General features: G+C 62.2%; 16 protein-coding genes. 10 read left to right on the forward strand and 6 right to left on the reverse strand.

Annotated features, from left to right (window positions below; translation table 11 throughout):
• Positions 1 to 38 precede the first annotated feature (38 nt).
• Positions 39 to 785, forward strand: coding sequence for an SDR family oxidoreductase (locus H045_RS07380; protein ID WP_015371905.1), 747 nt, complete (start codon positions 39 to 41; stop codon positions 783 to 785).
• Here the strand turns inward: H045_RS07380 and mapR are convergent.
• The gene (gene mapR / locus H045_RS07385) at positions 782 to 2,191 is read right to left on the reverse strand and encodes a GntR family transcriptional regulator MpaR (RefSeq protein ID WP_003236594.1); all 1,410 of its coding nucleotides are present in this window, start codon (positions 2,189 to 2,191) and stop codon (positions 782 to 784) included. The two genes, H045_RS07380 and mapR, sit on opposite strands and share 4 nt — an antisense overlap.
• 135 nt (positions 2,192 to 2,326) lie before the next feature.
• On the opposite strand from mapR, the gene H045_RS07390 reads away from it, so the two are divergent.
• Positions 2,327 to 2,821, forward strand: coding sequence for an MgtC/SapB family protein (locus H045_RS07390; RefSeq protein WP_003236596.1), 495 nt, complete (start codon positions 2,327 to 2,329; stop codon positions 2,819 to 2,821).
• A 31-nt stretch (positions 2,822 to 2,852) separates the two neighbouring features.
• Here H045_RS07390 and H045_RS07395 read toward each other — a convergent pair whose 3' ends face one another.
• Positions 2,853 to 3,485 (reverse strand): hypothetical protein, encoded by a 633-nt coding sequence (locus H045_RS07395; RefSeq protein ID WP_015371906.1) that lies wholly within the window; start codon positions 3,483 to 3,485, stop codon positions 2,853 to 2,855.
• Positions 3,486 to 4,052: 567 nt separating this feature from the next.
• Between H045_RS07395 and H045_RS07400 the strand changes: the two genes are divergently transcribed.
• From H045_RS07400 to H045_RS07415, 4 genes are all read left to right on the forward strand, one after another.
• Positions 4,053 to 6,041, forward strand: a complete 1,989-nt coding sequence (locus tag H045_RS07400; RefSeq protein ID WP_041931458.1) for an alpha-1,4-glucan--maltose-1-phosphate maltosyltransferase — start codon at positions 4,053 to 4,055, stop codon at positions 6,039 to 6,041.
• A 154-nt stretch (positions 6,042 to 6,195) separates the two neighbouring features.
• Positions 6,196 to 9,558 carry a maltose alpha-D-glucosyltransferase gene (gene treS / locus H045_RS07405; RefSeq protein WP_015371909.1) on the forward strand — a complete coding sequence of 1,121 codons (3,363 nt, stop codon included), beginning with the start codon at positions 6,196 to 6,198 and terminating at the stop codon, positions 9,556 to 9,558.
• Positions 9,555 to 11,792: a 1,4-alpha-glucan branching protein GlgB gene (glgB, locus tag H045_RS07410; protein ID WP_015371910.1), complete on the forward strand. Its 2,238-nt coding sequence runs from the start codon at positions 9,555 to 9,557 to the stop codon at positions 11,790 to 11,792. The genes treS and glgB overlap by 4 nt, the downstream gene beginning before the upstream one ends.
• Positions 11,793 to 11,844: 52 nt before the next feature.
• Positions 11,845 to 13,011, forward strand: a complete 1,167-nt coding sequence (locus H045_RS07415; RefSeq protein WP_041931459.1) for a GGDEF domain-containing protein — start codon at positions 11,845 to 11,847, stop codon at positions 13,009 to 13,011.
• Position 13,012: 1 nt separating this feature from the next.
• Here the strand turns inward: H045_RS07415 and H045_RS07420 are convergent, their stop codons facing one another.
• On the reverse strand, positions 13,013 to 15,199 hold the full coding sequence (locus tag H045_RS07420; RefSeq protein ID WP_015371912.1) for an ATP-binding protein: 2,187 nt from the start codon (positions 15,197 to 15,199) through the stop codon (positions 13,013 to 13,015).
• A gap of 168 nt (positions 15,200 to 15,367) precedes the next feature.
• Complete coding sequence (locus H045_RS07425; RefSeq protein WP_003236614.1) at positions 15,368 to 16,219, reverse strand: CAP domain-containing protein; 852 nt, start codon at positions 16,217 to 16,219, stop codon at positions 15,368 to 15,370.
• 172 nt (positions 16,220 to 16,391) lie between these two features.
• Between H045_RS07425 and H045_RS07430 the strand changes: the two genes are divergently transcribed.
• Positions 16,392 to 17,069, forward strand: a complete 678-nt coding sequence (locus H045_RS07430) for a GNAT family N-acetyltransferase (protein WP_015371913.1) — start codon at positions 16,392 to 16,394, stop codon at positions 17,067 to 17,069.
• 124 nt (positions 17,070 to 17,193) lie between these two features.
• On the opposite strand, the gene H045_RS07435 is transcribed toward H045_RS07430, so the two are convergent.
• Positions 17,194 to 18,297 (reverse strand): DSD1 family PLP-dependent enzyme, encoded by a 1,104-nt coding sequence (locus H045_RS07435; protein WP_015371914.1) that lies wholly within the window; start codon positions 18,295 to 18,297, stop codon positions 17,194 to 17,196.
• 70 nt (positions 18,298 to 18,367) lie between these two features.
• Between H045_RS07435 and H045_RS07440 the strand changes: the two genes are divergently transcribed.
• Positions 18,368 to 18,994 carry a helix-turn-helix transcriptional regulator gene (locus tag H045_RS07440; protein WP_003236618.1) on the forward strand — a complete coding sequence of 209 codons (627 nt, stop codon included), beginning with the start codon at positions 18,368 to 18,370 and terminating at the stop codon, positions 18,992 to 18,994.
• Here the strand turns inward: H045_RS07440 and H045_RS07445 are convergent.
• Positions 18,982 to 19,362, reverse strand: coding sequence for a RidA family protein (locus tag H045_RS07445; protein WP_015371915.1), 381 nt, complete (start codon positions 19,360 to 19,362; stop codon positions 18,982 to 18,984). The two genes, H045_RS07440 and H045_RS07445, sit on opposite strands and share 13 nt — an antisense overlap.
• Positions 19,363 to 19,548: 186 nt before the next feature.
• Between H045_RS07445 and H045_RS07450 the strand changes: the two genes are divergently transcribed.
• The gene (locus H045_RS07450; protein WP_015371916.1) at positions 19,549 to 20,067 is read left to right on the forward strand and encodes a sigma-70 family RNA polymerase sigma factor; all 519 of its coding nucleotides are present in this window, start codon (positions 19,549 to 19,551) and stop codon (positions 20,065 to 20,067) included.
• The gene (locus tag H045_RS07455) at positions 20,064 to 20,972 is read left to right on the forward strand and encodes a FecR domain-containing protein (RefSeq protein WP_015371917.1); all 909 of its coding nucleotides are present in this window, start codon (positions 20,064 to 20,066) and stop codon (positions 20,970 to 20,972) included. Before H045_RS07450 ends, H045_RS07455 begins: the two co-directional genes overlap by 4 nt.
• Positions 20,973 to 21,128: the final 156 nt, after the last annotated feature.

The following is a 21,128-nucleotide window of genomic DNA, read 5'->3' on the forward strand; positions in this document are numbered from 1 at the left end:
GTCACAAAAATATCAGGTTGGAACAGGAGATCGCGTGCATGGATAAAGTCGTCATTATCACTGGAGGCAGCCGCGGAATCGGCGCCGAGACGGCCTTGCTCGCCGCCCGTGAAGGCTATCGTATCTGCATCAATTACCAGTCTGACGAAACCGCCGCCCAGGCCGTGCTGGAACAGGTACGCGCGCTTGGCGCCCAGGCGATTGCGGTGCGCGCCGATGTCAGTAGCGAAGATGAGGTGATCGCGCTGTTCAGCCGGGTCGACGCCGAGCTTGGACGTGTCACCGCGCTGGTGAACAATGCCGGCACCGTGGGACACAAGGCCCGGGTGGAGGAAATGTCCGAGTTCCGGATCCTCAAGATCCTCAAGACCAACGTACTGGGCCCGATGCTCTGCGCCAAACATGCGCTGCTGCGCATGTCGCCACGCCATGGCGGGCAGGGCGGCAGTATCGTCAACGTGTCGTCGGTGGCGGCGCGCCTGGGCTCACCGGGCGAGTATGTCGATTACGCCGCCTCCAAGGGCGCGCTCGACACCTTCACCCTGGGCCTGTCCAGAGAGGTGGCGGGCGAGGGCATTCGGGTCAACGCGGTGCGCCCCGGCTACATCTTCACCGACTTCCACGCCCTGAGTGGCGACCCGGACCGCGTCAGCAAGCTCGAACCCGGCATCCCCATGGCCCGTGGCGGCCGGCCGGAGGAAGTGGCCGAGGCGATTATCTGGCTGCTGTCGGACAAGGCTTCGTATGCCACCGGCACCTTTATCGACCTGGGCGGCGGCCGCTAGAGCGAGCGCACAAGCCGCCCCAGGGTCTGCATCGCTGTCTCCGACGCCTCGGTCCAGGGGCTGCCGTAGTTCAAGCGGATGCAGTGACGAAAGCGCCGGGTCGCCGAGAAGATTGGCCCCGGCGCCAGGCTGATGCCCTGGGCCAGGGCCAGTTGGAAAAGTTTCAGCGAGTCGGTCTGTTCCGGCAGTTCCAGCCACAGGAAATAGCCGCCAGTGGGTTGGCTGACCCGGGTCTGCGCCGGAAAGTGGCGCGCAATGGCGGCGAGCATGGCGTGTTGCTGTTCTTCCAGGGCATAGCGCAGTTTACGCAGGTGGCGGTCATAGCCGCCATGTTGCAGGTAATCGGCGATGGCGGCCTGGGCCGGCATCGAAGGGCACAACGAAGTCATCAGCTTGAGGCGCTCGACCTTCTGCGCATAACGCCCGGCCGCTACCCAGCCCACCCGATAACCCGGTGCCAGGCTCTTGGCAAACGAGCCGCAATGCATCACCAGCCCGTCGGTGTCGAAGGCCTTGGCCGGTTTCGGCGCGTGTTGCCCGTAGTACAACTCGGCGTACACATCGTCTTCGATCAACGGCACCTGATGGCTGCGCAGCAGGTCCACCAATGCCTGCTTTTTGGCCTGCGGCAAGGTGGCGCCCATGGGGTTCTGAAAACTGGTCATGGTCCAGCAGGCCTTGATCGGGTAGTGCGCCAGGCTGTGCGCGAGGGCGTCCAGGTCGATGCCATCGCGCGGGTGCACGGGAATTTCCACGGCCTTGAGCTTCAGACGCTCAAGCACTTGCAGGCAGGCGTAGAACGCCGGCGCTTCAATGGCCACCAGATCGCCCGGCTCGGTCACGGCCTGCAGGCACAGATTGAGCGCCTCAAGGGCGCCGTTGGTGATCAGCAGTTCTTCCATCGGTACCGCAAGCCCGCCAACGCTGTAGCGCAGGGCGATCTGCCGGCGCAGTTGCGGGTTGCCGGGTGACATGTCGGTGACCACCAGGCGCGGGTCCATATCCCGGGCGGCACGGGCCAGGGAGCGGGCCAGGCGTGGCAACGGGAATAGTAGCGGGCTGGGAAAAGCCGAGCCGAAGGGCACGGTGTTGGGGTCTTTGATGGAGTCGAGCACCGAAAATACCAACTCGCTCACATCCACCTCGGTGGAGTCGCGCACCGGCTCCATCGTCAGCGGCTCCGCCAGCGGGCTGGGCGCATGGGTGTTGACGAAATAACCCGAGCGAGGCCGCGCCCGGATCAGGCCACGGCGCTCGAGCAGGTAATACGCCTGGAACACCGTGGAGGGGCTGACGCCGTAGGTCTGGCTGGCGTAGCGCACCGAAGGCACGCGCTGGCCGGCCCCGAGCACGCCGGAGCGGATCAGTTCTGCAATGGCATCGGCAAATTTTTCGTAGCGTTTCATCGGGCCTTAAAACAGGGTCAGTGGGTCAGCGGGACGGAAGGTGGGAGCGGCGTTGCTGATGTCCAGGCGGCACAGGCAACTGACTGGCAGTCGCCGCTGTCCATCTTTTACCAACAATCATAAAGGAGCGCACCCATGGAGGCATGGTGGCAAGAAGCGTGGCTGACCCTGCAGGCCGAATTTGCCGACATTGGCGATGCAAAACAGGTTACCCAGATGACCGTACGGCTGTTGATGGCGGCCATCCTGGGCGGCATCCTTGGTTTTGAGCGCGAGAGCAAGGGCAAGGCGGCCGGGATACGCACGCACATGCTGGTGGCGCTGGGCGCGGCGCTGTTCGTGCTGGTGCCGCAGATGTCCGGTAACCAGGCCGATGCCATGAGCCGAGTGGTGCAGGGCGTGATCGCCGGCATTGGCTTTTTGGGCGCGGGCACCATTATCAAGGGCAAGGATGAGGATGCAGGTCACGTCAAAGGGCTGACCACTGCGGCAGGGCTGTGGATGACCGCTGCGATTGGCGTCGCGGCCGGGTTGGGCCGCGAATCGACAGCGGTGCTGAGTACGTTGCTGGCGCTGGCGGTGTTCAGCGTGATGCCTCGGATTGTGCGCGCGTTCGAGAAGGATGAGTGACCATCGATTCAGGGCGCCGTGTGCGTTTCTTTCACCTGACCGGATACCCTCGCGACACATCCTGCTGGCGTTCTTGCGAATGCGCATCTCGCACCGACTCGAGTATGTTTTTCACCAGTGTGGAGATTTCACTGAGGTGCTTGTGCCTGGCTTGCAGGTCATGCAGGCCGTGCAGAATATGCGGGGCGATTTCCGCATGGAGAAAACCTCGAGCCAATTCAGAGCTCTTTTCCCATGGGGCATTGAGCATGCTGATCGTCAACTCAAACAGCTCCGCTTCGACGGCTTTGCGATAGTCCTCGACGTGCTTCCACTCAAGGGGGGCTGTTACTTTGTCGATCGATCCGCTATTGAAGCAAGCTTCTATGTGGGTGAGCGCCTTGATGTGGGGTTTCGCACCGGGGCCGCGTGCCAGGCGCTTGATGTTGTCCGGGGTCAACAGGGTGTCGATCTTCTCGAAGTAGTCCTTTGACTCTTTCGAGTCCAGGTTACGCATCATGTGGTCAATGGTCTTGCGGTCCACACGGGCGCTTATATCCTCAAGGTGTCGCTCCAGATGGGGCGCATGCCCGGACACCTCGGGTTGCTTGTGCGAGTGGAGGCTGTTCGGGCCAGTGTGAGGGGCGTTGAATGGGAGGGCCGCCGGTTGGCTGATGGTGGTCATGCTGATTCCTCATAAACAGATCGGATTACGCGTTGCCTGATGCGTGACGTTCAGGCGAGCGAAAAATCAGTATGAAAACCCGCGCATTCGTTGACGTTAGGACTAGCTCTTTTTATCAAGTGGGAAATTGCCACGGTTCGAGTGCGCTTGCGCACCGACGTGTGTCGTCTGCGCAAGCGAATGCCGAACCCCGCGTAGACGGCGTCAAAGCGTCACTGGCGGTTCACCTCCAGGCGGCTCCTGCACCGGTGGAGGCTGGTTTTCCGGCGGCTCCTCGTCAGGAATCGGCGGCGGTTCAACGGGCGGTAACGTTGGCGCGTCAATATTGGGGTCAGGCGTTTCAGCCGGAATCGGGATAGTCATCGGTGTGGCGTCCTTTGTGCTTTGTTCTACCGGTGGACAACCGCGTGGCAGATTTGATTCCCGCCCAGTGGCGCCATATCCGCCTGAACTTTTCTCTCGCACACAGGCTCGGACCTATGACGGCCCCGCTCAGGGAGAGCGCCGCCGTATCAGAATTTGGATCAAGCAAAAGAGCGTCCACAGGGCGTAAGGGGAAGATGCTCGATGACTGCTGAAACACTGGCTTCAGATAACTGCGCATTACCATTGTCCCAGGCACTGCTGCTGCCCAGGATCGCCATTGAAAACACCACGCCCGTGATAGACGGCGGCGAATTTGCCGTGAAAGCCGTGGTGAATCAGCGCGTGAACGTCACCAGCAAGGTATTTGCCGACGGCCACGACAAGCTGGCCGTGCTGATCCGCTGGCGTCCATTGCGCGACGAAAGCTGGCACAGCGTGGTGATGGCCGACGTTGGCAACAACGGCTGGGAAGGCGCGTTTACCGTCACTGAGCAGGGCCCTCATGAGTTCTGCATCGAGGCCTGGATCGATACCTTCGCCAGCTTTTGTTACGAACTGCGCAAAAAGCACGAAGCCGGCGTACCGGTCAGCCTCGAACTGCAGGAAGGCCGCAGCCTGGTGCTGCAGGCCGCCGAGCGCAGCGACAACGAGCTGCGCGACCGCCTGATGCTGCTGCACCACGAACTCTCCGGCCTGCTGGAAACCGAGCAGGTTGCGCAGTTTTTGCACGAAGACAGTGCACACTTGATGACCCAGGCCGATCACCGCGCCTATCTGAGCATCAGCACCGTCTACCCGCTCGATGTGGAGCGTGAACGCGCGCAGTTCGCCAGCTGGTACGAGCTGTTTCCGCGCTCGATCACCGACGACCCGGCGCGCCATGGCACCTTCAACGATGTGCACTCTCGGCTGTCGATGATCCATGACATGGGCTTCGACGTGCTGTACTTCCCGCCCATCCACCCCATTGGCCGCAGTCATCGCAAGGGGCCCAACAACTCGCTGCATGCCGGCCCCGATGATCCTGGCAGCCCGTATGCCATCGGCAGTGAGGATGGCGGTCACGAAGCCATTCACCCGCAACTGGGCAGCCGCGATGATTTCCGCCGCCTGGTGAAGGCCGCCGCCGACCATGGCCTGGAAATCGCCCTGGACTTCGCTATCCAGTGCTCCCAGGACCACCCATGGCTCAAGCAGCACCCGGGCTGGTTCAACTGGCGCCCCGACGGCACGATCAAATACGCGGAAAACCCGCCGAAAAAGTATCAGGACATCGTCAACGTCGATTTCTACGCCGCCGATGCCATTCCCGGCCTGTGGACAGAGCTGCGCGACATTGTGGTGGGCTGGGTGGAAGAGGGCGTGAAGACCTTCCGCGTCGACAACCCGCACACCAAACCGCTGCCTTTCTGGCAATGGCTGATCAGCGATGTGCGCGCCAAATACCCTGAGGTGATCTTCCTCGCCGAAGCCTTTACCACGCCGGCGATGATGGCGCGCCTGGGCAAGGTCGGGTATTCCCAGAGCTACACCTACTTCACTTGGCGCAACACCAAGGCCGAATTGAGCGAGTATTTCACCCAGCTCAACCAGTCGCCTTGGCGTGAGTGCTACCGGCCAAACTTCTTCGTCAATACGCCGGACATCAACCCCGGTTTCCTGCATGAGTCCGGCCGTCCGGGTTTCCTGATCCGCGCCGCGCTGGCCACCATGGGCTCGGGCCTGTGGGGCATGTATTCGGGCTTTGAGCTGTGCGAGGCAGCACCCGTGCCCGGCAAGGAAGAGTACCTGGACTCGGAGAAATACGAGATTCGCCCGCGCGACTTCACCGCGCCGGGGAACATCATCGCCGAGATCGCCCAGCTCAACCGCATCCGCCGGCAGAACCCGGCCCTGCAGACGCACTTGGGGCTCAAGCTATACAACGCCTGGAACGACAACATCCTGTATTTCGGCAAGCGCAGCGAGGATGGCAGCAACTTCATCCTGATCGCGGTCAATCTCGATCCGTTCAATGCCCAGGAAGCTCACTTCGAATTGCCGCTGTGGGAAATGGGCCTGCCTGACGATGCGCAGACCCAGGGTGAAGACTTGATGAACGGCCATCGCTGGACCTGGTACGGCAAGAGCCAGTGGACCCGCCTTGATCCGCAGATGCCGTTTGGGATCTGGCGCATTACTCATTCCTGAGACGAGCGCAAATCAACGGTGGGAGCTGGCTTGCCTGCGATAGCGGTGGGTCAGCACCAGGGCTGTCGGCTGGCACACTGCTATCGCAGGCAAGCCAGCTCCCACATTGATCCTGTTTCTCCAGGCCAATGTTCAAGTGTTTCAGGAGTTTCCAATGGCGAAGAAACCCAAGGCAGCCACGTTCATCAAGGATCCGCTCTGGTACAAGGACGCGGTGATCTACCAGGTTCACGTCAAATCCTATTTCGACTCCAACAATGATGGTATCGGCGACTTTCCCGGGCTGATCGCCAAGCTCGATTACATTGCCGACCTGGGCGTCAACACCATCTGGCTGTTGCCGTTCTACCCCTCACCACGCCGTGATGACGGTTATGACATTGCCGAATACCGTGGCGTGCACAGCGACTACGGGACCATGGCCGATGCCCGGCGCTTCATTGCCGAGGCCCACAAGCGTGGGTTGCGGGTCATCACCGAGCTGGTGATCAACCACACCTCCGACCAGCATCCCTGGTTCCAGCGTGCGCGCAAGGCCAAGCCCGGTTCGGCCGCCCGGGAGTTCTATGTCTGGTCCGATGACGACCAGAAGTACGACGGCACTCGCATCATTTTCCTCGACACCGAAAAGTCCAACTGGACCTGGGACCCGGTGGCCGGGCAGTACTTCTGGCACCGCTTCTATTCGCACCAGCCGGATCTCAACTTCGATAACCCGCAAGTGATGAAGGCCGTCCTGGGCGTGATGCGTTTCTGGCTGGACATGGGCATCGACGGCCTGCGCCTGGACGCCATTCCGTACCTGATCGAGCGCGACGGCACCAACAACGAAAACCTGCCTGAGACCCACGATGTGCTCAAGCAAATCCGCGCCGAGATCGACGCGCATTACCCCGACCGCATGCTGCTGGCCGAAGCCAATCAATGGCCAGAGGACACGCAGCTGTATTTTGGCAACACAAAGAGCGGTGACAAAAAGGGCGACGACGGCGACGAATGCCACATGGCCTTTCACTTCCCGCTGATGCCGCGCATGTACATGGCGCTGGCCCAGGAAGACCGCTTTCCGATCACCGACATCCTGCGCCAGACCCCGGAGATCCCGGCCAATTGCCAGTGGGCGATCTTCCTGCGCAACCACGATGAGCTGACCCTGGAGATGGTCACCGACAAGGAGCGCGACTACCTGTGGAACTACTACGCCGCCGACCGCCGCGCGCGCATCAACCTGGGCATTCGTCGGCGTCTGGCGCCGTTGATGGAGCGCGACCGCCGTCGCGTCGAGTTGCTCAATAGCCTGCTGCTGTCGATGCCCGGCACGCCGACCCTGTATTACGGCGATGAAATCGGCATGGGCGACAACATTTACCTGGGCGACCGCGACGGTGTGCGCACGCCCATGCAGTGGTCCATCGACCGCAACGGCGGCTTCTCCCGCGCCGACCCGGCGAGTCTGGTGCTGCCGCCGATCATGGACCCGCAATACGGCTACCAGTCGGTCAACGTGGAGACCCAGGCCCAGGACCCGCACTCACTGCTTAACTGGACCCGGCGCATGCTCGCGGTGCGCAAGCAGTCCAAGGCGTTTGGTCGCGGCAGCCTGAAAATGCTCTCGCCAAGCAACCGGCGCATTCTCGCTTACACCCGCGAGTTCACCGGGGAGGACGGGCACACTGAAATCATATTGTGTGTGGCCAACGTGTCGCGCAGCGCGCAGGCGGCGGAGCTGGACTTGTCGGCTTTCGCCGGCATGGTCCCGGTGGAGATGCTCGGCGGCAACGCGTTCCCGCCGATTGGTCAGCTCAATTTCCTGCTGACCCTGGCGCCGTACGGCTTCTACTGGTTTGTGCTGGCCGCTGAAAACCAGATGCCCAGCTGGCATGTCGAGCCAGCGCAGAGCATTCCCGACTTCACCACTTTGGTACTGAAAAAACGCATGGAAGAATTGCTCGAAGCACCTTGCCGCAACACCCTCGAACACGACTCCCTGCCGCTCTGGCTGCCCAAGCGCCGCTGGTTTGCCGGTAAGGACGCCACCATCGACAGCGTGCACATCGCCTACGGCGTGCGCTTTGGCGACCCGGAGCACCCGGTGTTGCTCAGCGAAATCGAAGTGAGCAGCGGCGGGCAGGTGAGCCGTTACCAATTGCCCTTCGGTTTTCTGCGTGAAGACCAGTTCACCAGCGCCTTGCCCCAGCAATTGGCCCTGGCCCGCGTGCGGCGCACGCGCGAAGTGGGCCTGGTGACTGATGCATTCAGCCTTGAGCATTTTGTTCGCGCAGTGATCCAGGCCCTGCAAGCCGGCACAGTGCTCGATTGCAGCGACGGTGCCCTGCGCTTTGCCGCAACCGCGCACCTGGACGCGTTGCAACTGGCGAGTGACGTGTCGGTGCGTTACCTCTCCGCCGAGCAGTCCAACAGCTCGGTGGTGGTGGGTGAGCGCCTGGTGCTCAAGCTGATCCGCAAAGTCAGCGCCGGGGTGCACCCCGAGCTTGAAATGAGCGCTTACCTCACCGAGGCCGGCTACCCGAATATCTCGCCGCTGATGGGTTCGATGATTCGCCGTGATGGCGAGGGTCAGGACAACCTGTTGATGATCGCCCAGGGTTACCTGAGCAACCAGGGCGACGCGTGGAGCTGGACCCAGAACAATCTGGAGCGTGCGATCCGTGACGAACTGGCCGAGGCCATTTCCGAGCAAGAGCAGCATTACAACGCCCTGGGCGAACTGGCGGACTTCGCCGGCATGCTCGGCCAGCGCCTGGGCGAGATGCACGGCGTGCTCGGCGCGCCCACTGGCAACAACAACTTCAAGCCAGAAGCCACCTCGGCCAGGGACACCCAGGCCTGGGCCAAAGACGTGGGCGCGCAGATCGAGCGCGCCCTGCAATTGCTCAAGCTCAATCAACATCAGTTGAACCCCGCCGATCAGACGCTGGTCAGTGAACTACTGGCGCAGAAAAAAGCCATCGGCAGCCAGGTCCAGGCGTTGGCGAAAGCCACGCTGGGCGGGTTGCGCATTCGCGTGCACGGTGACTTGCACCTGGGCCAGGTGCTGGTCGTGAAGGGGGATGCCTACCTGATCGACTTTGAAGGCGAGCCGGCAAGGCCGCTGCATGAGCGGCGCGGCAAGCACAGCCCTTACAAGGATGTGAGCGGTGTGCTGCGTTCGTTTGACTACGCGGCGGCCATGGCGCTTAACGTACAGGGGGTGGATCACTCGCCCGAAGCGGACCTTGCGCGCAAGCGTGTGACCGACCACTACCTGAACGAAGCACGCCAGGCATTTATCCAGGCCTATGAGGCTGCGGCGTCTACACTGGCGCATGACTGGCAGGATGCCAAGGGCCAGGACGCCGCGCTGACACTGTTCAGCCTGGAGAAAGCTGCGTATGAAGTGGCTTACGAAGCGGAAAATCGCCCGACCTGGTTGGCGGTGCCATTACAAGGCTTGCACGCATTGTTGAGCGGGCTTGCCCCAATATCGAAAACTGCACGCGGTGGGGAGACGTCATGAGTTATATCAATAAAGAACCGCTGCAGCCCAAGTTGACAGCAATGCCGGCGTCCAGCGACGTCGAAGCGCTGGTGCGCGCCGAGCACCCGGACCCGTTTTCGATTATGGGTCCCCATGATGACGAGCAGGGCGGGCAGTTCATTCGCGCGTTCCTGCCCGAAGCCCTGAGTGTGCAGGTATTGACACGGGACGGCGGCGAGTCGATCGGCAGCCTGGAGGCGACTCAGGTGCCGGGCCTGTTCATCGGGCACTTTGCCACGCGTCAGGATTACCTCTTGAAAATCCAATGGGCCGGCGGCGAGCAGATCACCGAAGACCCTTACAGTTTCAGCCAACTGCTGCTGGGCGAGATGGACCTGTACCTGTTCGCCGAAGGCAATCACCGCGACCTCGGCAGCTGCCTGGGCGCTCAGGTGACTCACGTTGATGGCGTGCAGGGCGTACGGTTTGCCGTGTGGGCGCCAAACGCCCGACGTGTGTCGGTGGTGGGCGACTTCAATATCTGGGACGGTCGCCGTCACCCGATGCGCCTGCGGCACCCGTCGGGCGTGTGGGAAATCTTCATCCCGCGCCTGCAACCGGGGGCGGCCTACAAATACGAGATTCTCGGCGCCCATGGCATCCTGCCGCTCAAGGCCGATCCCATGGCCCTGGCCACTCAGCTGCCGCCCGACACAGCGTCCAAAGTGGCGCCCCCGTTGCAGGTGGATTGGCAGGACCATGACTGGATGCAGTCGCGTACGGACAAGCAGAAACCGTCGGCGCCGCTGTCGATCTACGAGCTGCATGTGGGCTCCTGGCAGTGCGAGCTGGACGAGGCGGGCGAGGTGTCGCGCCAGTACGGCTGGCGTGAACTGGCCGAGCGGCTGATTCCTTACGTACAGGAGCTGGGCTTTACCCATATCGAGCTGATGCCCATCATGGAACACCCGTTTGGCGGTTCGTGGGGTTACCAGGCGCTGTCACAGTTTGCGCCGAGCGCGCGCTTTGGCTCGCCGGAAGATTTTGCGTACTTCGTCAACGCCCTGCATCAGGCCGATATCGGCGTGATCCTCGATTGGGTGCCGGCGCATTTCCCGACCGACACCCACGGCCTGGCGCAATTTGACGGCACCGCGCTGTACGAATACGCCAACCCGCTGGAAGGTTTCCACCAGGACTGGGACACGCTGATCTACAACCTGGGTCGCACCGAAGTGCACGGGTTCATGCTGGCCTCGGCGTTGCACTGGCTCAAGCATTTCCACATCGACGGTCTGCGTGTGGATGCGGTGGCGTCAATGCTGTACCGAGACTACTCGCGCAAGGCCGGTGAATGGGTGCCCAATCGTCACGGCGGGCGGGAAAACCTGGAAGCCATCGAATTTTTGCGTCATTTGAACGATGTGGTGGCTCTCGAAGCGCCCGGTGCGCTGGTCATCGCCGAAGAATCCACGGCCTGGCCGGGCGTCAGCCAGCCGACCCAGCAGGGTGGCCTGGGCTTCAACTACAAGTGGAATATGGGCTGGATGCACGATTCGCTGCATTACATCCAGCAGGACCCGGTGTACCGCGCCCATCATCACAACGAGCTGAGTTTCGGCCTGGTGTACGCCTGGTCAGAGCGCTTCATCCTGCCGATCTCCCACGATGAAGTGGTGCACGGCAAGCATTCGCTGATCGACAAGATGCCCGGAGACCGCTGGCAGAAATTCGCCAACCTGCGCGCCTACCTGAGTTTCATGTGGATGCATCCCGGCAAGAAGCTGCTGTTCATGGGCTGTGAGTTTGGCCAGTGGCGCGAATGGAACCACGATCAGCAACTGGACTGGTACTTGCTCCAGTACCCCGAACACCGGGGCGTGCAGAAACTGGTGGGCGACTTGAACCGCCTGTACCGCGAGGAACCGGCGCTGCACGATCAGGACGATGCGCCGCAGGGCTTTCAGTGGCTGATTGGCGACGACGCCATCAACAGCGTTTTTGCCTGGCTGCGCTGGAGCAAGGACGGCAAGCCGGTGCTGGTGGTGGCCAACTTTACCCCGGTGCCTCGTGAGGGCTACACCGTGGGCGTGCCGTTTGCCGGGCGTTGGAGCGAGGTGATCAACAGTGATGCGGACACCTACGCAGGTTCCAACTTCGGTAATGGCGGTGGCGTGTTCACTCAGGAGGAGCCACGTCATGGGCAACCGGTGTCGCTGTCCTTGAATCTGCCACCGCTGGGCGTACTGATTTTGCGCCCTGAGTTGAGTTAAAAGGCTCTACCTTGCTGGATTCAGTTGTCCGGGTTGGTGGCAGGGTGCCACAATGGCGCCTTTGTCATGGCAGGCGGAGCGGGCAGCTTTCATGAATGGCCTAGGGCGTGGGCAGGACCAGGATGGTTTTATCGAAGAGCAGGTGCGAGCCGACCGGTTGCATCAGCTCTTTCGCCAATCCTTTTCCGCGATTTTCGGCAGCTACCTGGCTGCCGTCATGCTGTGCTGGCTGTGCTGGGACCGTTTTGATCACAGCGTCATGCTGGTATGGCTGGTGGTGCTGGGGCTGACATCGCTGCTGCGGGTCAAGATGTTCACCGACTGGTTTCGCTGCCCCAACAGCGAGCGCACCCCGCAGCGCTGGGAGCGTCTTTACTGGATCACCCTCGTTCTGTCGGCCACCGTATGGGGGGCTGGCGCCTTTGCGCTGATGCCCACCGATGACCGCCTGTCCCAAGTGCTGGTCATGCTCTTTACCGTGGGCATGTCGGTGAGTGCGGTGTCGTGTTATTCGGTTTATCGCTCGATGACGCTGGTGTCCATGAGCCTTGTGTTGTTGCCGTGCACACTGTGGCTGCTGGTGCAGCCGTCGCCCATGCAAGTGGGTGTGGCCATTGCCGTACTGGTGTTCTCTTCCTTTGTGGTCAGCGCCACCCGCAAGCTCTCGGATGCGCTGGAAAAAGCCTTTCGCCTGACCCGCCAGATGGAACGGGCCCACAGCATCTCCACGCGTGCTGCTCAGACCGACGAGCTTACCGGCCTGATGAACCGCCGCGCTTTTTTCGAACAGGGTCATCTGCTGTATGCACAGTGCCGTCATCAACAGCAGCCGTTGTGTGCGCTGATGATGGACATGGACCACTTCAAGGCGATCAACGACACCCACGGTCATCAGGCCGGGGATCAGGTGTTGCGCCAGATTGGCGGGGTGATCAGTACTTCGTTTCGCCAGGATGATGTGTATGGCCGGTTGGGCGGCGAGGAGTTTGCGGTGCTGTTGCCCAATACCTCGCTGGAAACCGCACATGCCATCGCCGAGCAACTGGTCAAGGCCATCGCCGGGCTCGCATCCGAACCGGTGCATGGCCTAACCGCAAGCCTGGGCCTGGCCTCGACTCAAGCCGAGGACCTCGACCTGCATGGGCTTATGAACACCGCCGACAAGGCCCTGTACCGCGCCAAGGCACTGGGTCGCAATCAGGTGGCCGTGGCGCAGTAGCTCATTCCGGGCTCATGGCTCTGGTCAATATCCGCGCGACCTGATCGGCGGAGTAGGGCTTGGGCAGGAATTCAAACCCCTCGTAGCCGCTTTCCGCCAGCTCGTCGCTGTAGCCGGAGGTGAGTACCACCGGCAACGCGGGCCGCTGTTGACGCAACAGCTTGGCCATCGCCACACCGGTGATGCCCGGCATCACCACGTCCGAAAACACCGCGTCGAACGCCATGGCGTTCGCGCCCACCAGCGCCAGCGCTTGCTCGGCATCGGTGGCCCAGGTGGTCTGGTAGCCCAGGTCCTGGAGGATCTGGTTGGCGAAGCGGCCCACGTCCAGGTTGTCTTCCACGATCAGCACATGGCGCAGGGCATTGTTCTGAATCAGGGTGAGGGGTTCTTCGACAGGCGGTTGCGCCATTACCTCGCCCTCTACCTGAGGCAGATACAGCGTAAACACCGTGCCTTGCCCCAGGATACTGGCCACGTCGATATTGCCGCCCGACTGCTTGGCGAAGCCGAACACCTGCGACAGCCCGAGCCCAGTGCCTTTGCCCACGGCCTTGGTGGTGAAGAACGGCTCAAAGATGCGCTCGCAGGCATCCCCGGGAATGCCCGCGCCGGTGTCGGTCAGGGACAGGCTGATGTGCGGCTGGCTCGAGGCGGCTTCCCCGCGGATGCACGGCAGCGGTTGATCGCAGGCGACTTTCAGGCTCAACGTGCCCTGGCCCTCCATCGCATCGCGGGCGTTGAGGGCAATGTTGATCAGCGCCGTTTCGAACTGGCTGGGGTCGATGCGCGCGTAGCAGGGCTGGTCGGGCAGTTCGACGCGCACATGAATGCGCGCGCCGGTGACGCTTTCGAGCATCTCGCCGATGCTGCGTACCCGCTGGCTCACGTCGAAGACTTCCGGGTTCAGCGGTTGGCGCCGGGCAAAGGCAAGCAATTGGCTGGTCAGCTTGCTGGCGCGCTCCACGGTGTCGGACACCGCCCCCATATAGCGTTGGCGGCGCTCCTCCGACAGCCCGGGCTGGCGCAGAAAATCCACCGATGAGCGGATGATCGTCAGCAGGTTGTTGAAGTCGTGGGCCACGCCGCCGGTCAACTGGCCGATGGCCTCGAGCTTTTGCGACTGGCGCAGCGCCGCCTCGGCTTGGGCCAGCGCCAGGGTGCGTTCTTCCACCCGTTGCTCCAGCGTAGCGTTCAGCTCGGTGTAGGCGGCCAGGCCTTCGCGCACGGCGACGTCGGCGCGCACGCGCTCAATGTGTGCCCAGGACCGTTCGGTGACTTCGCCCAGCAAAGCCAGGTCATAGGTCGACCAGAAGCGCGCCTGCCTGTCGTGTACGGCCATCAGGGCAGTGAGGCGGCCATCCTTGATCAGCGGCACGCAGATAGTGGCGGTGACGCCCAGGGCCTGGAAGTTGGCGGACTCGTGGGGCGGCAGTTCCTCCAGGTTGTTGCGGATCACCAGTGACTGGCCGGCGCGCAAGCAACTGACGGCGCGTTCGCCGAAGTCGGCCAGGCGGTAGCGGCCAAGGATGCTTGGCGTGCCCGGCGAAGACCATTCGCCGCGGATGGTGAAACCGTCTTCGTCGTCATCCATGTCGGCATAGGCGCAGATGGACACTTGCAGGTGTTCGGCCAGCAGCTGTGTGGTGGATGTCATGATCGTCTGGGCGTCGATGGCGCTGGTGACGCTGCGGCCAATGGCGTCCAGCACCGCCAGGCGGCGGGCGAGAAATACCGTGGAGGTGGTCTCGGTCACGGTGTCGAGCATGCCGACCACGCGGCCCTGGGGATCGCGGATCGGGCTGTAGCAGAAGGTGAAGTACGCCTGTTCCGGCATGTCTTCACGTTCAATCACCAGGGGGAAATTTTCGATATAGGTGGCGTGCCCTTCGAATGCCTCGGCGGCGATGGGGCTGATATCGTCCCAGACTTCATGCCAGACCTCGTTGAACGGGCGGCCCAATGCCTCGGGCTTTTTGCCGAGGATAGGTGCAAACGCATCGTTGTAGAGCGTGATCAGCTGGGGCCCCCAGATAATTGCCTGGGGAAAGCTGGAAGCAAAGCACAGCGCGACGGTGGTCTTGAGCACGTCCGGCCATTGATCAAGCGGCCCCAGCGGGGTGCTTGCCCAATCATACTGGCGTAACCGCTCAGCCATCTCGCTGCTGCCCTGCAGCCAATTCATCATCGGATCAACACCTTATCTGCCACGGTTCGAGCATTGCCTGAAATGTCAGGTCGCCAGCTACAGACCCAAATGATCCTCGCCAGTTCAGCGCAATTATCTACTAGATGGCATTTTGATTCTCTATCCAAACGGATAGATGAGCGTCAAATTTTTCGGCCGCCCAATGGGTTACTGGGCGGCAAATACAGCTGTCCAGTAAATGCCCGCGTCGCTTTTCGGGTCCATCGCGTAAGCAGCGCCCAGTTCACGAAATTGCGGGTTCATCAGGTTGGCGCAATGGCCGGGGCTGGCGAGCCAGCCGTCGACCACCTTGCGCGGGGTGTCCAGGCCGGCGGCGATGTTTTCGCCGATGTTCTTCGCGATGTACCCGGCCAGTTCGGCGCGGTCGCCAGGCGTGCGGCCGTCGTGGTCCAGGTGGTCGAAGAAATTGCCGTTGGCCATGTTGCGCGTGTGGCTGTTGGCGGCGCTGGCCAAGGTGTCGTTCCACGACAGCGGGGTGGTGGCGGCGAATGCCTGGGGGCCGCACTGGCGCGGTTGTTCGCGGGCGGCGTTGATCAGGTTGAGCACTTGCCGGCCTTCGGTCTGCCAGTCGCCCAGGCCGCTGGTGAGCAGCGGGCGGGCGAGCACGATGCGCCAGTCCTGGCCGCTGTTGCTCACGCCGATATCGACAAATTGTGGGTCCAGTACCACCCGGCAGAAACTCTCACGCACCGCCTTCATCGCCGCCTGGGCATCCCTGGGGCCGGACAGGCTGATGGCCTGCACATTCACCATCGGGTAGGCCGCGCGGGCCAGGGCCTGCTGCAGATCGCCGACATTGTTGGCCGGCAGCACCAGCCGGGTATCGCTGGCCAGCGGCGGCAACTCCTGGGAACCCTGGTCGCCGCAGCGCTGCACCTGGCTGCGGTACTCATTGATCTGTTGCACCAGCTGACTTTCTTCATTCGCCATCGCGCTGGCGCAGAACACCGTACTGGCGGCCAGCGTCGTGAGACCCATCATCAATGACAGAACGCGCATGGACGTTACCCTTGAACTTGAAAGTGCCCATGATGCGCGATGTAACCCGGTCTGGTGCAACGCCTTTTTTGTTTTTTTGCGTCAGCGGTTGTTTGCGTACGGCGTGCGGGCACTGACCGAGCGGCTACGGGTACAATCGCGCCAGCCTTGAAGTCAAATCCCAGGAATGTGCATGTTCAGCCTTACCCGCTACACCACGCCGTGCCCCGAGCCGGTCAATAGCCAGATTCTGCAGATGGTGGTGGACAACCTCACGGACATCAGCAGTGTTGCGCTGCCGCCGAGCAATCTGCTCTACAACCTCTATCAGTACGCCATCGGTTTTGAGGTGCACCTGTACCTGGAAGCCTTGAACGGTGAGAAGGGTATTGCGGTTAAGTTGGTCGTGGCCACGGACAATAGCGCCCCGCAAGAGGTCATCGGCTTTCTGCTGTACCTGCCGGTGAAGGATGATCCCGAGGCCTGTGGCGTGGCCTTTATGGCGGTGCAGGCCGGCTGGCGACGCCAGGGAGTGGGGCGCGCGATGATGCGTGAGGTGCTGGCGCGTTATCCCCATGCGGAGCTGGCGTGTGCGGTTGAGAAGGTTGCGGTGTTTGAAGCCATGGGGTTTCAGGTGCTGCGCGCGCAGGGCACCCAGGTGGTGATGAATACCCGCGATTACGGCACCGATGGGTTGATGGGGGGGCTGGACGTGGCGTCTATCTATAGTTCGCTGGAGGTGCGGCAGATTCATGCGTATCTGCTTCAGAAACATGGCAGGCGGGCGATGGTGGATGCGGAGAAGCAGCGGGATCGGCATTTGGATCAGTTGGAGCGCAAGGTCCGGTTGTTCTTGGGTGATGGGTCTTGATCAATGGTGGGAGCCGGCCCGCCTGCTTGAGCGATGTTTCAATGCCGTACCGGTTGATTGACCCACCGCTATTGCAGGCACGCCAGCGCCCACAAAGGTCGCGTCAGCTTGATTGATTGCCGCTCTACCAGCCTCGCAGGCGGGGCCAGTCCTGTAGCTGGCCGTTCTCCATTAGTGCGCTGTAACTGCCGAACTGGGCGCCTGTCGCGCAGGCATGGTTGGGCAGGATGCGCAGGCGTGTGCCGAGTGGAAACCGGGTGACCACGTCGAGGTCGTGGTGCGCGAACTGCGCTACGCCATGTTCCTGGTTGGCGCTGCCCAGCAATAATCCTTCGATAGGCTCGCCGCGTTCGTCGCACACCTGGCCATAGCCGAAGTCATGCTGCTGGGACTGAGTGCCACGGTCGCGGCTCATGGCCATCCAGCCGGAATCGGTAATGATCCAGCCTTTTTCCGGCTGATGGCCGATGACCGTGGTGAGGACGCTCAAGGCCAGTTCGTCGAGGCGGCACACGCCGATGTTGTGCATCACCAGGTCGAAAAACGCGTACACGCCGGCGCGCAGTTCGGTGACGCCGTCCAGGTTCGCGGCTGACAACGCAGTGGGCGTGGAGCCGACGCTGACCTGGGGGCAGGGCTGGCCGCTGGCGCGAATGCGCTGGGCGGCCTCAACGCAGCGCGCGCGTTCCTGTTCGGCGATGGCTTGCAAGGCGTCGGGGGTGTCCAGGCCGTAGCTTTCCCCGGCATGGGTGATGACGCCGGCGAGCCTGTCGCCGAGCACTGCGGCGATTTCCAGCAAGAGCGGGGCCTGCGGCTTGACCCCGGAGCGGTGGCCGTCGCAGTCGATTTCGATCATCACCGCAAAGGTCGCGGCGTGTTCTTCGCCGAAATCGACGATGGCGCTGGCGCCAGCCAGGCTGTCAGTGATCAGCGTCAGCGCGCAACCACGGCGCCACAATGCCAGTGCCTGGGGCAGTTTGTGCGGGGCGATGCACACGGCGTACAGAATGTCCTTGATGCCCAGCTCGAAAAAGTACTCGGCTTCCTTGAGCGTCGACACGGTGATGCCGCGAGCGCCGGCGGCGAGCTGCGCAGCCACGACTTCGGCGCATTTATGGGTTTTGACATGAGGGCGCAGGTGCACGCCCAGGCTGTCGGCGCGCTGCTGCATGCGCTGGATATTGCGCTGCAGTTTAACCGTATCGAGCAGTGCGGCAGGGGTGTCCATGGTTGCAGCTCCACCAAGGGGGACGGCGGCCAAATTGACGGCCTGTCCAGGACTGGATATGTTGTCTTGCATGAAAAACCTCTCTATCGAACACACTCACCTGATCAGCCAGCTCGAACAGATTGCCGAAGGCTTGAGCAAGACCTTCAGCCCCTTCTGTGAAGTGGTGCTGCACGACTTGCGCGACCCACAGCACGCGATCCTGGCCATCCATAACAACCTCTCCGGGCGCCAGCCCGATGACCCGGCCACCGAACTTGGGCTGGCGCGGATCGCCGACCCCGATTACCCGCAGGTCATCGCCAACTACCAGAACCAGTTTCGCGATGGACGCCAGGTCAAAAGCACTTCCATTGGCATCAAGGACACCAGCGGCCAATATGTCGCCGCCTTGTGTATGAATATCGACCTCTCGCTGTTTCGCGGCTTGCAGGGCATGCTCGAACAGTTCAGCAGCGTCGGCGATGACAAACCGGGCGAATCCCTCGACCCGTCCGGCGCGGATGTCATCCGTGCGCGCATCGATCAATTCGCCGCCCGCCTGGCCACCACGCCCCGCGCCCTCAAGGCCGCTGATCGCCGTGTGCTGATGCAAGAGCTCAAGGACTCCGGCTGCATGGACGTTCGTCGGGCCATGGAGACGGTTGCGTCGCACCTGGGCGTGTCGCGCGCGGCGGTCTACACCTACGCCAAATAGCGCGCCAGCGCCTCTATCTCGATCAGATAACCATGATGCAACTCCGGTACCGGCACCACTGCGCGGGCAGGGCGATGCTCGCCCAGCGCGGCGGCGTAGAGCCGGTCGAATGCCGCCCAGTGCGCGATGGTGGTGACGTATACCGTGACCTTGATCAAATCCGTCGGGGTGCTGCCGCTGGCGTGCAAAATGGCCAGCAGATTGTCCAGCGCTATTTGCGCCTGTTCGGCAAATGACGCCGAGACGTTATGACTGCCGTCCGGGCTCACCGGCAATTGGCCCGAGATATACAGCGTGCCGTTGTGGCCCACCGCCTGAGCATAATGACCTGCGGGCGCAGCGGCATTACGGGTATGGACAGTCTTCATGGGGCCTCGTCGATCAGGATGATTATTCAGCGTCTGGATAAAATATCCATAACAAGACAAATAGTAAAGACAACTTTTCTAGGTTGATTCCTAAACAACCTGTTTAAAAGATCGTGGTATGCCAGCACGATATTAAATAGAATGAATCTCATTTGAGACTCAGTCGCGCCGTGCAGGTGGTTTGCCATGAATGATGCCGTTGTCCCCACGCACGTCCCCGAAGCCACCTTGTCGAGCCTGTATCGCGATCATCGCAGCTGGCTGGAAGGCTGGCTGCGGCGGCGCCTGGGCAATGCCTGGGATGCAGCAGACCTGAGCCAGGACACGTTCCTGCGGGTATTGGCCAGCGCGCAGCCGATTGCGCAGATGCAGGAGCCGCGCGCGTATCTGGTGACGGTCGGCAAGCGGCTGCTGGTCAACTTTCATCAGCGGCGCAGCCTTGAACAGGCGTATCTGAATGCCCTGGCCAGCTTGCCGCCAGCCTGCGTGCCGTCGCCGGAGCAGCGCTGGTTGCTGCTGGAAACCCTGCAGGCACTGGACGAACTGCTCGACGGGCTGCCTGCGCCGTTGCGCCGCGCTTTCCTGTGGAGCCAGCTCGAGGGCCTGGGCTATCGCGAGATCGCCGAGCGGCTGCAGGTGTCCGAGCGCACGGTGAAACGCTACATGGCCCAGGCCTATGAGCATTGCCTGCTGGTGGAAGAATGAGTCGCGAGGTCGCGCGGGCGGCGGCGCACTGGTTGGCGCTGGTGGAGTCCGGCGCGGCCACTGAGGGGGATCATGCCGCGTTGCAGCAATGGCGCGACAGCCATCCACAACACGAGCAGACCTGGCAAAAAGCGCAGTCCCTGCGCCAGCGTTTCAGCGAGTTGCCCCAGGCCCTGGCGCTGGCCAGCCTCGATCGCCCGCAGCCAGGTCGGCGCGCCGTGCTCAAGCGTGCACTGGGAGCGGTGATGTTGGTGCCTACGGCCTGGCTGATCAGCCGACAGCTGCCCCTCGAAGCCTGGCGTGCTGATCTGCATACCGCCACCGGCGAACGCAGGACGCTGCACCTGGTCGATGGCGCCAGCCTGCAACTCAATACCGCCACGGCGGTGGATGTGGACCCGGCGCGACGGCTTGTCACCCTGGTCGAGGGCGAGCTGGCATTGAAGGTGCCGGGGCCGTCAGCCCTGCAGGTGCAGACGCGCTACGGGCAGTTGACGGTTAGCCAGGCCGAGGTGTGTGTACGGCAACTGGCGAGTGGTTGCCGGGTGTCGGTGCTTCGGGGCTCGGTGCAGGTGCGTGACCTGCAGGGTCAGACGGCGACGTTGCATAAAGGTGAGCAGGCCCCGTTGAACCCAGTTGGTCTGGGGGCCACGGCGCCGTTTGATGTGTCGCAGCCGGACTGGCGCGACGGCGTGCTGACCGCGCAGAACCAGCCCTTGGGCGACTTCCTGCGTGAGCTTGAGCGTTACCGTCCAGGCGTTCTGCGTTGGGACCCGCGCCTGGACGCCTTGCGGGTCACCGGCAGTTTCCGCCTGGAGGACACCGACCGCGTCCTCAATCTACTGGCGCAAACCCTGGGCTTCCAGGTGCAGGCGCGCACGCGGTTCTGGGTGACATTGACCTGAGCGTTGAGCCGGGCCAGCACTGGCCACGGCGGTCTATGGGACGCTTTCATATATTAATATCGAATAAATAAAGAGTTATATATTCCTTTTGATTTTTTGGTCTGTAGCGCATTTTGAGGGCCTGCGCATTCGTGCGGATTGACCCAACAGCCAACA

It is taken from the genome of Pseudomonas poae RE*1-1-14, from assembly GCF_000336465.1.
Taxonomy (GTDB): Bacteria; Pseudomonadota; Gammaproteobacteria; order Pseudomonadales; family Pseudomonadaceae; genus Aquipseudomonas; species Aquipseudomonas poae.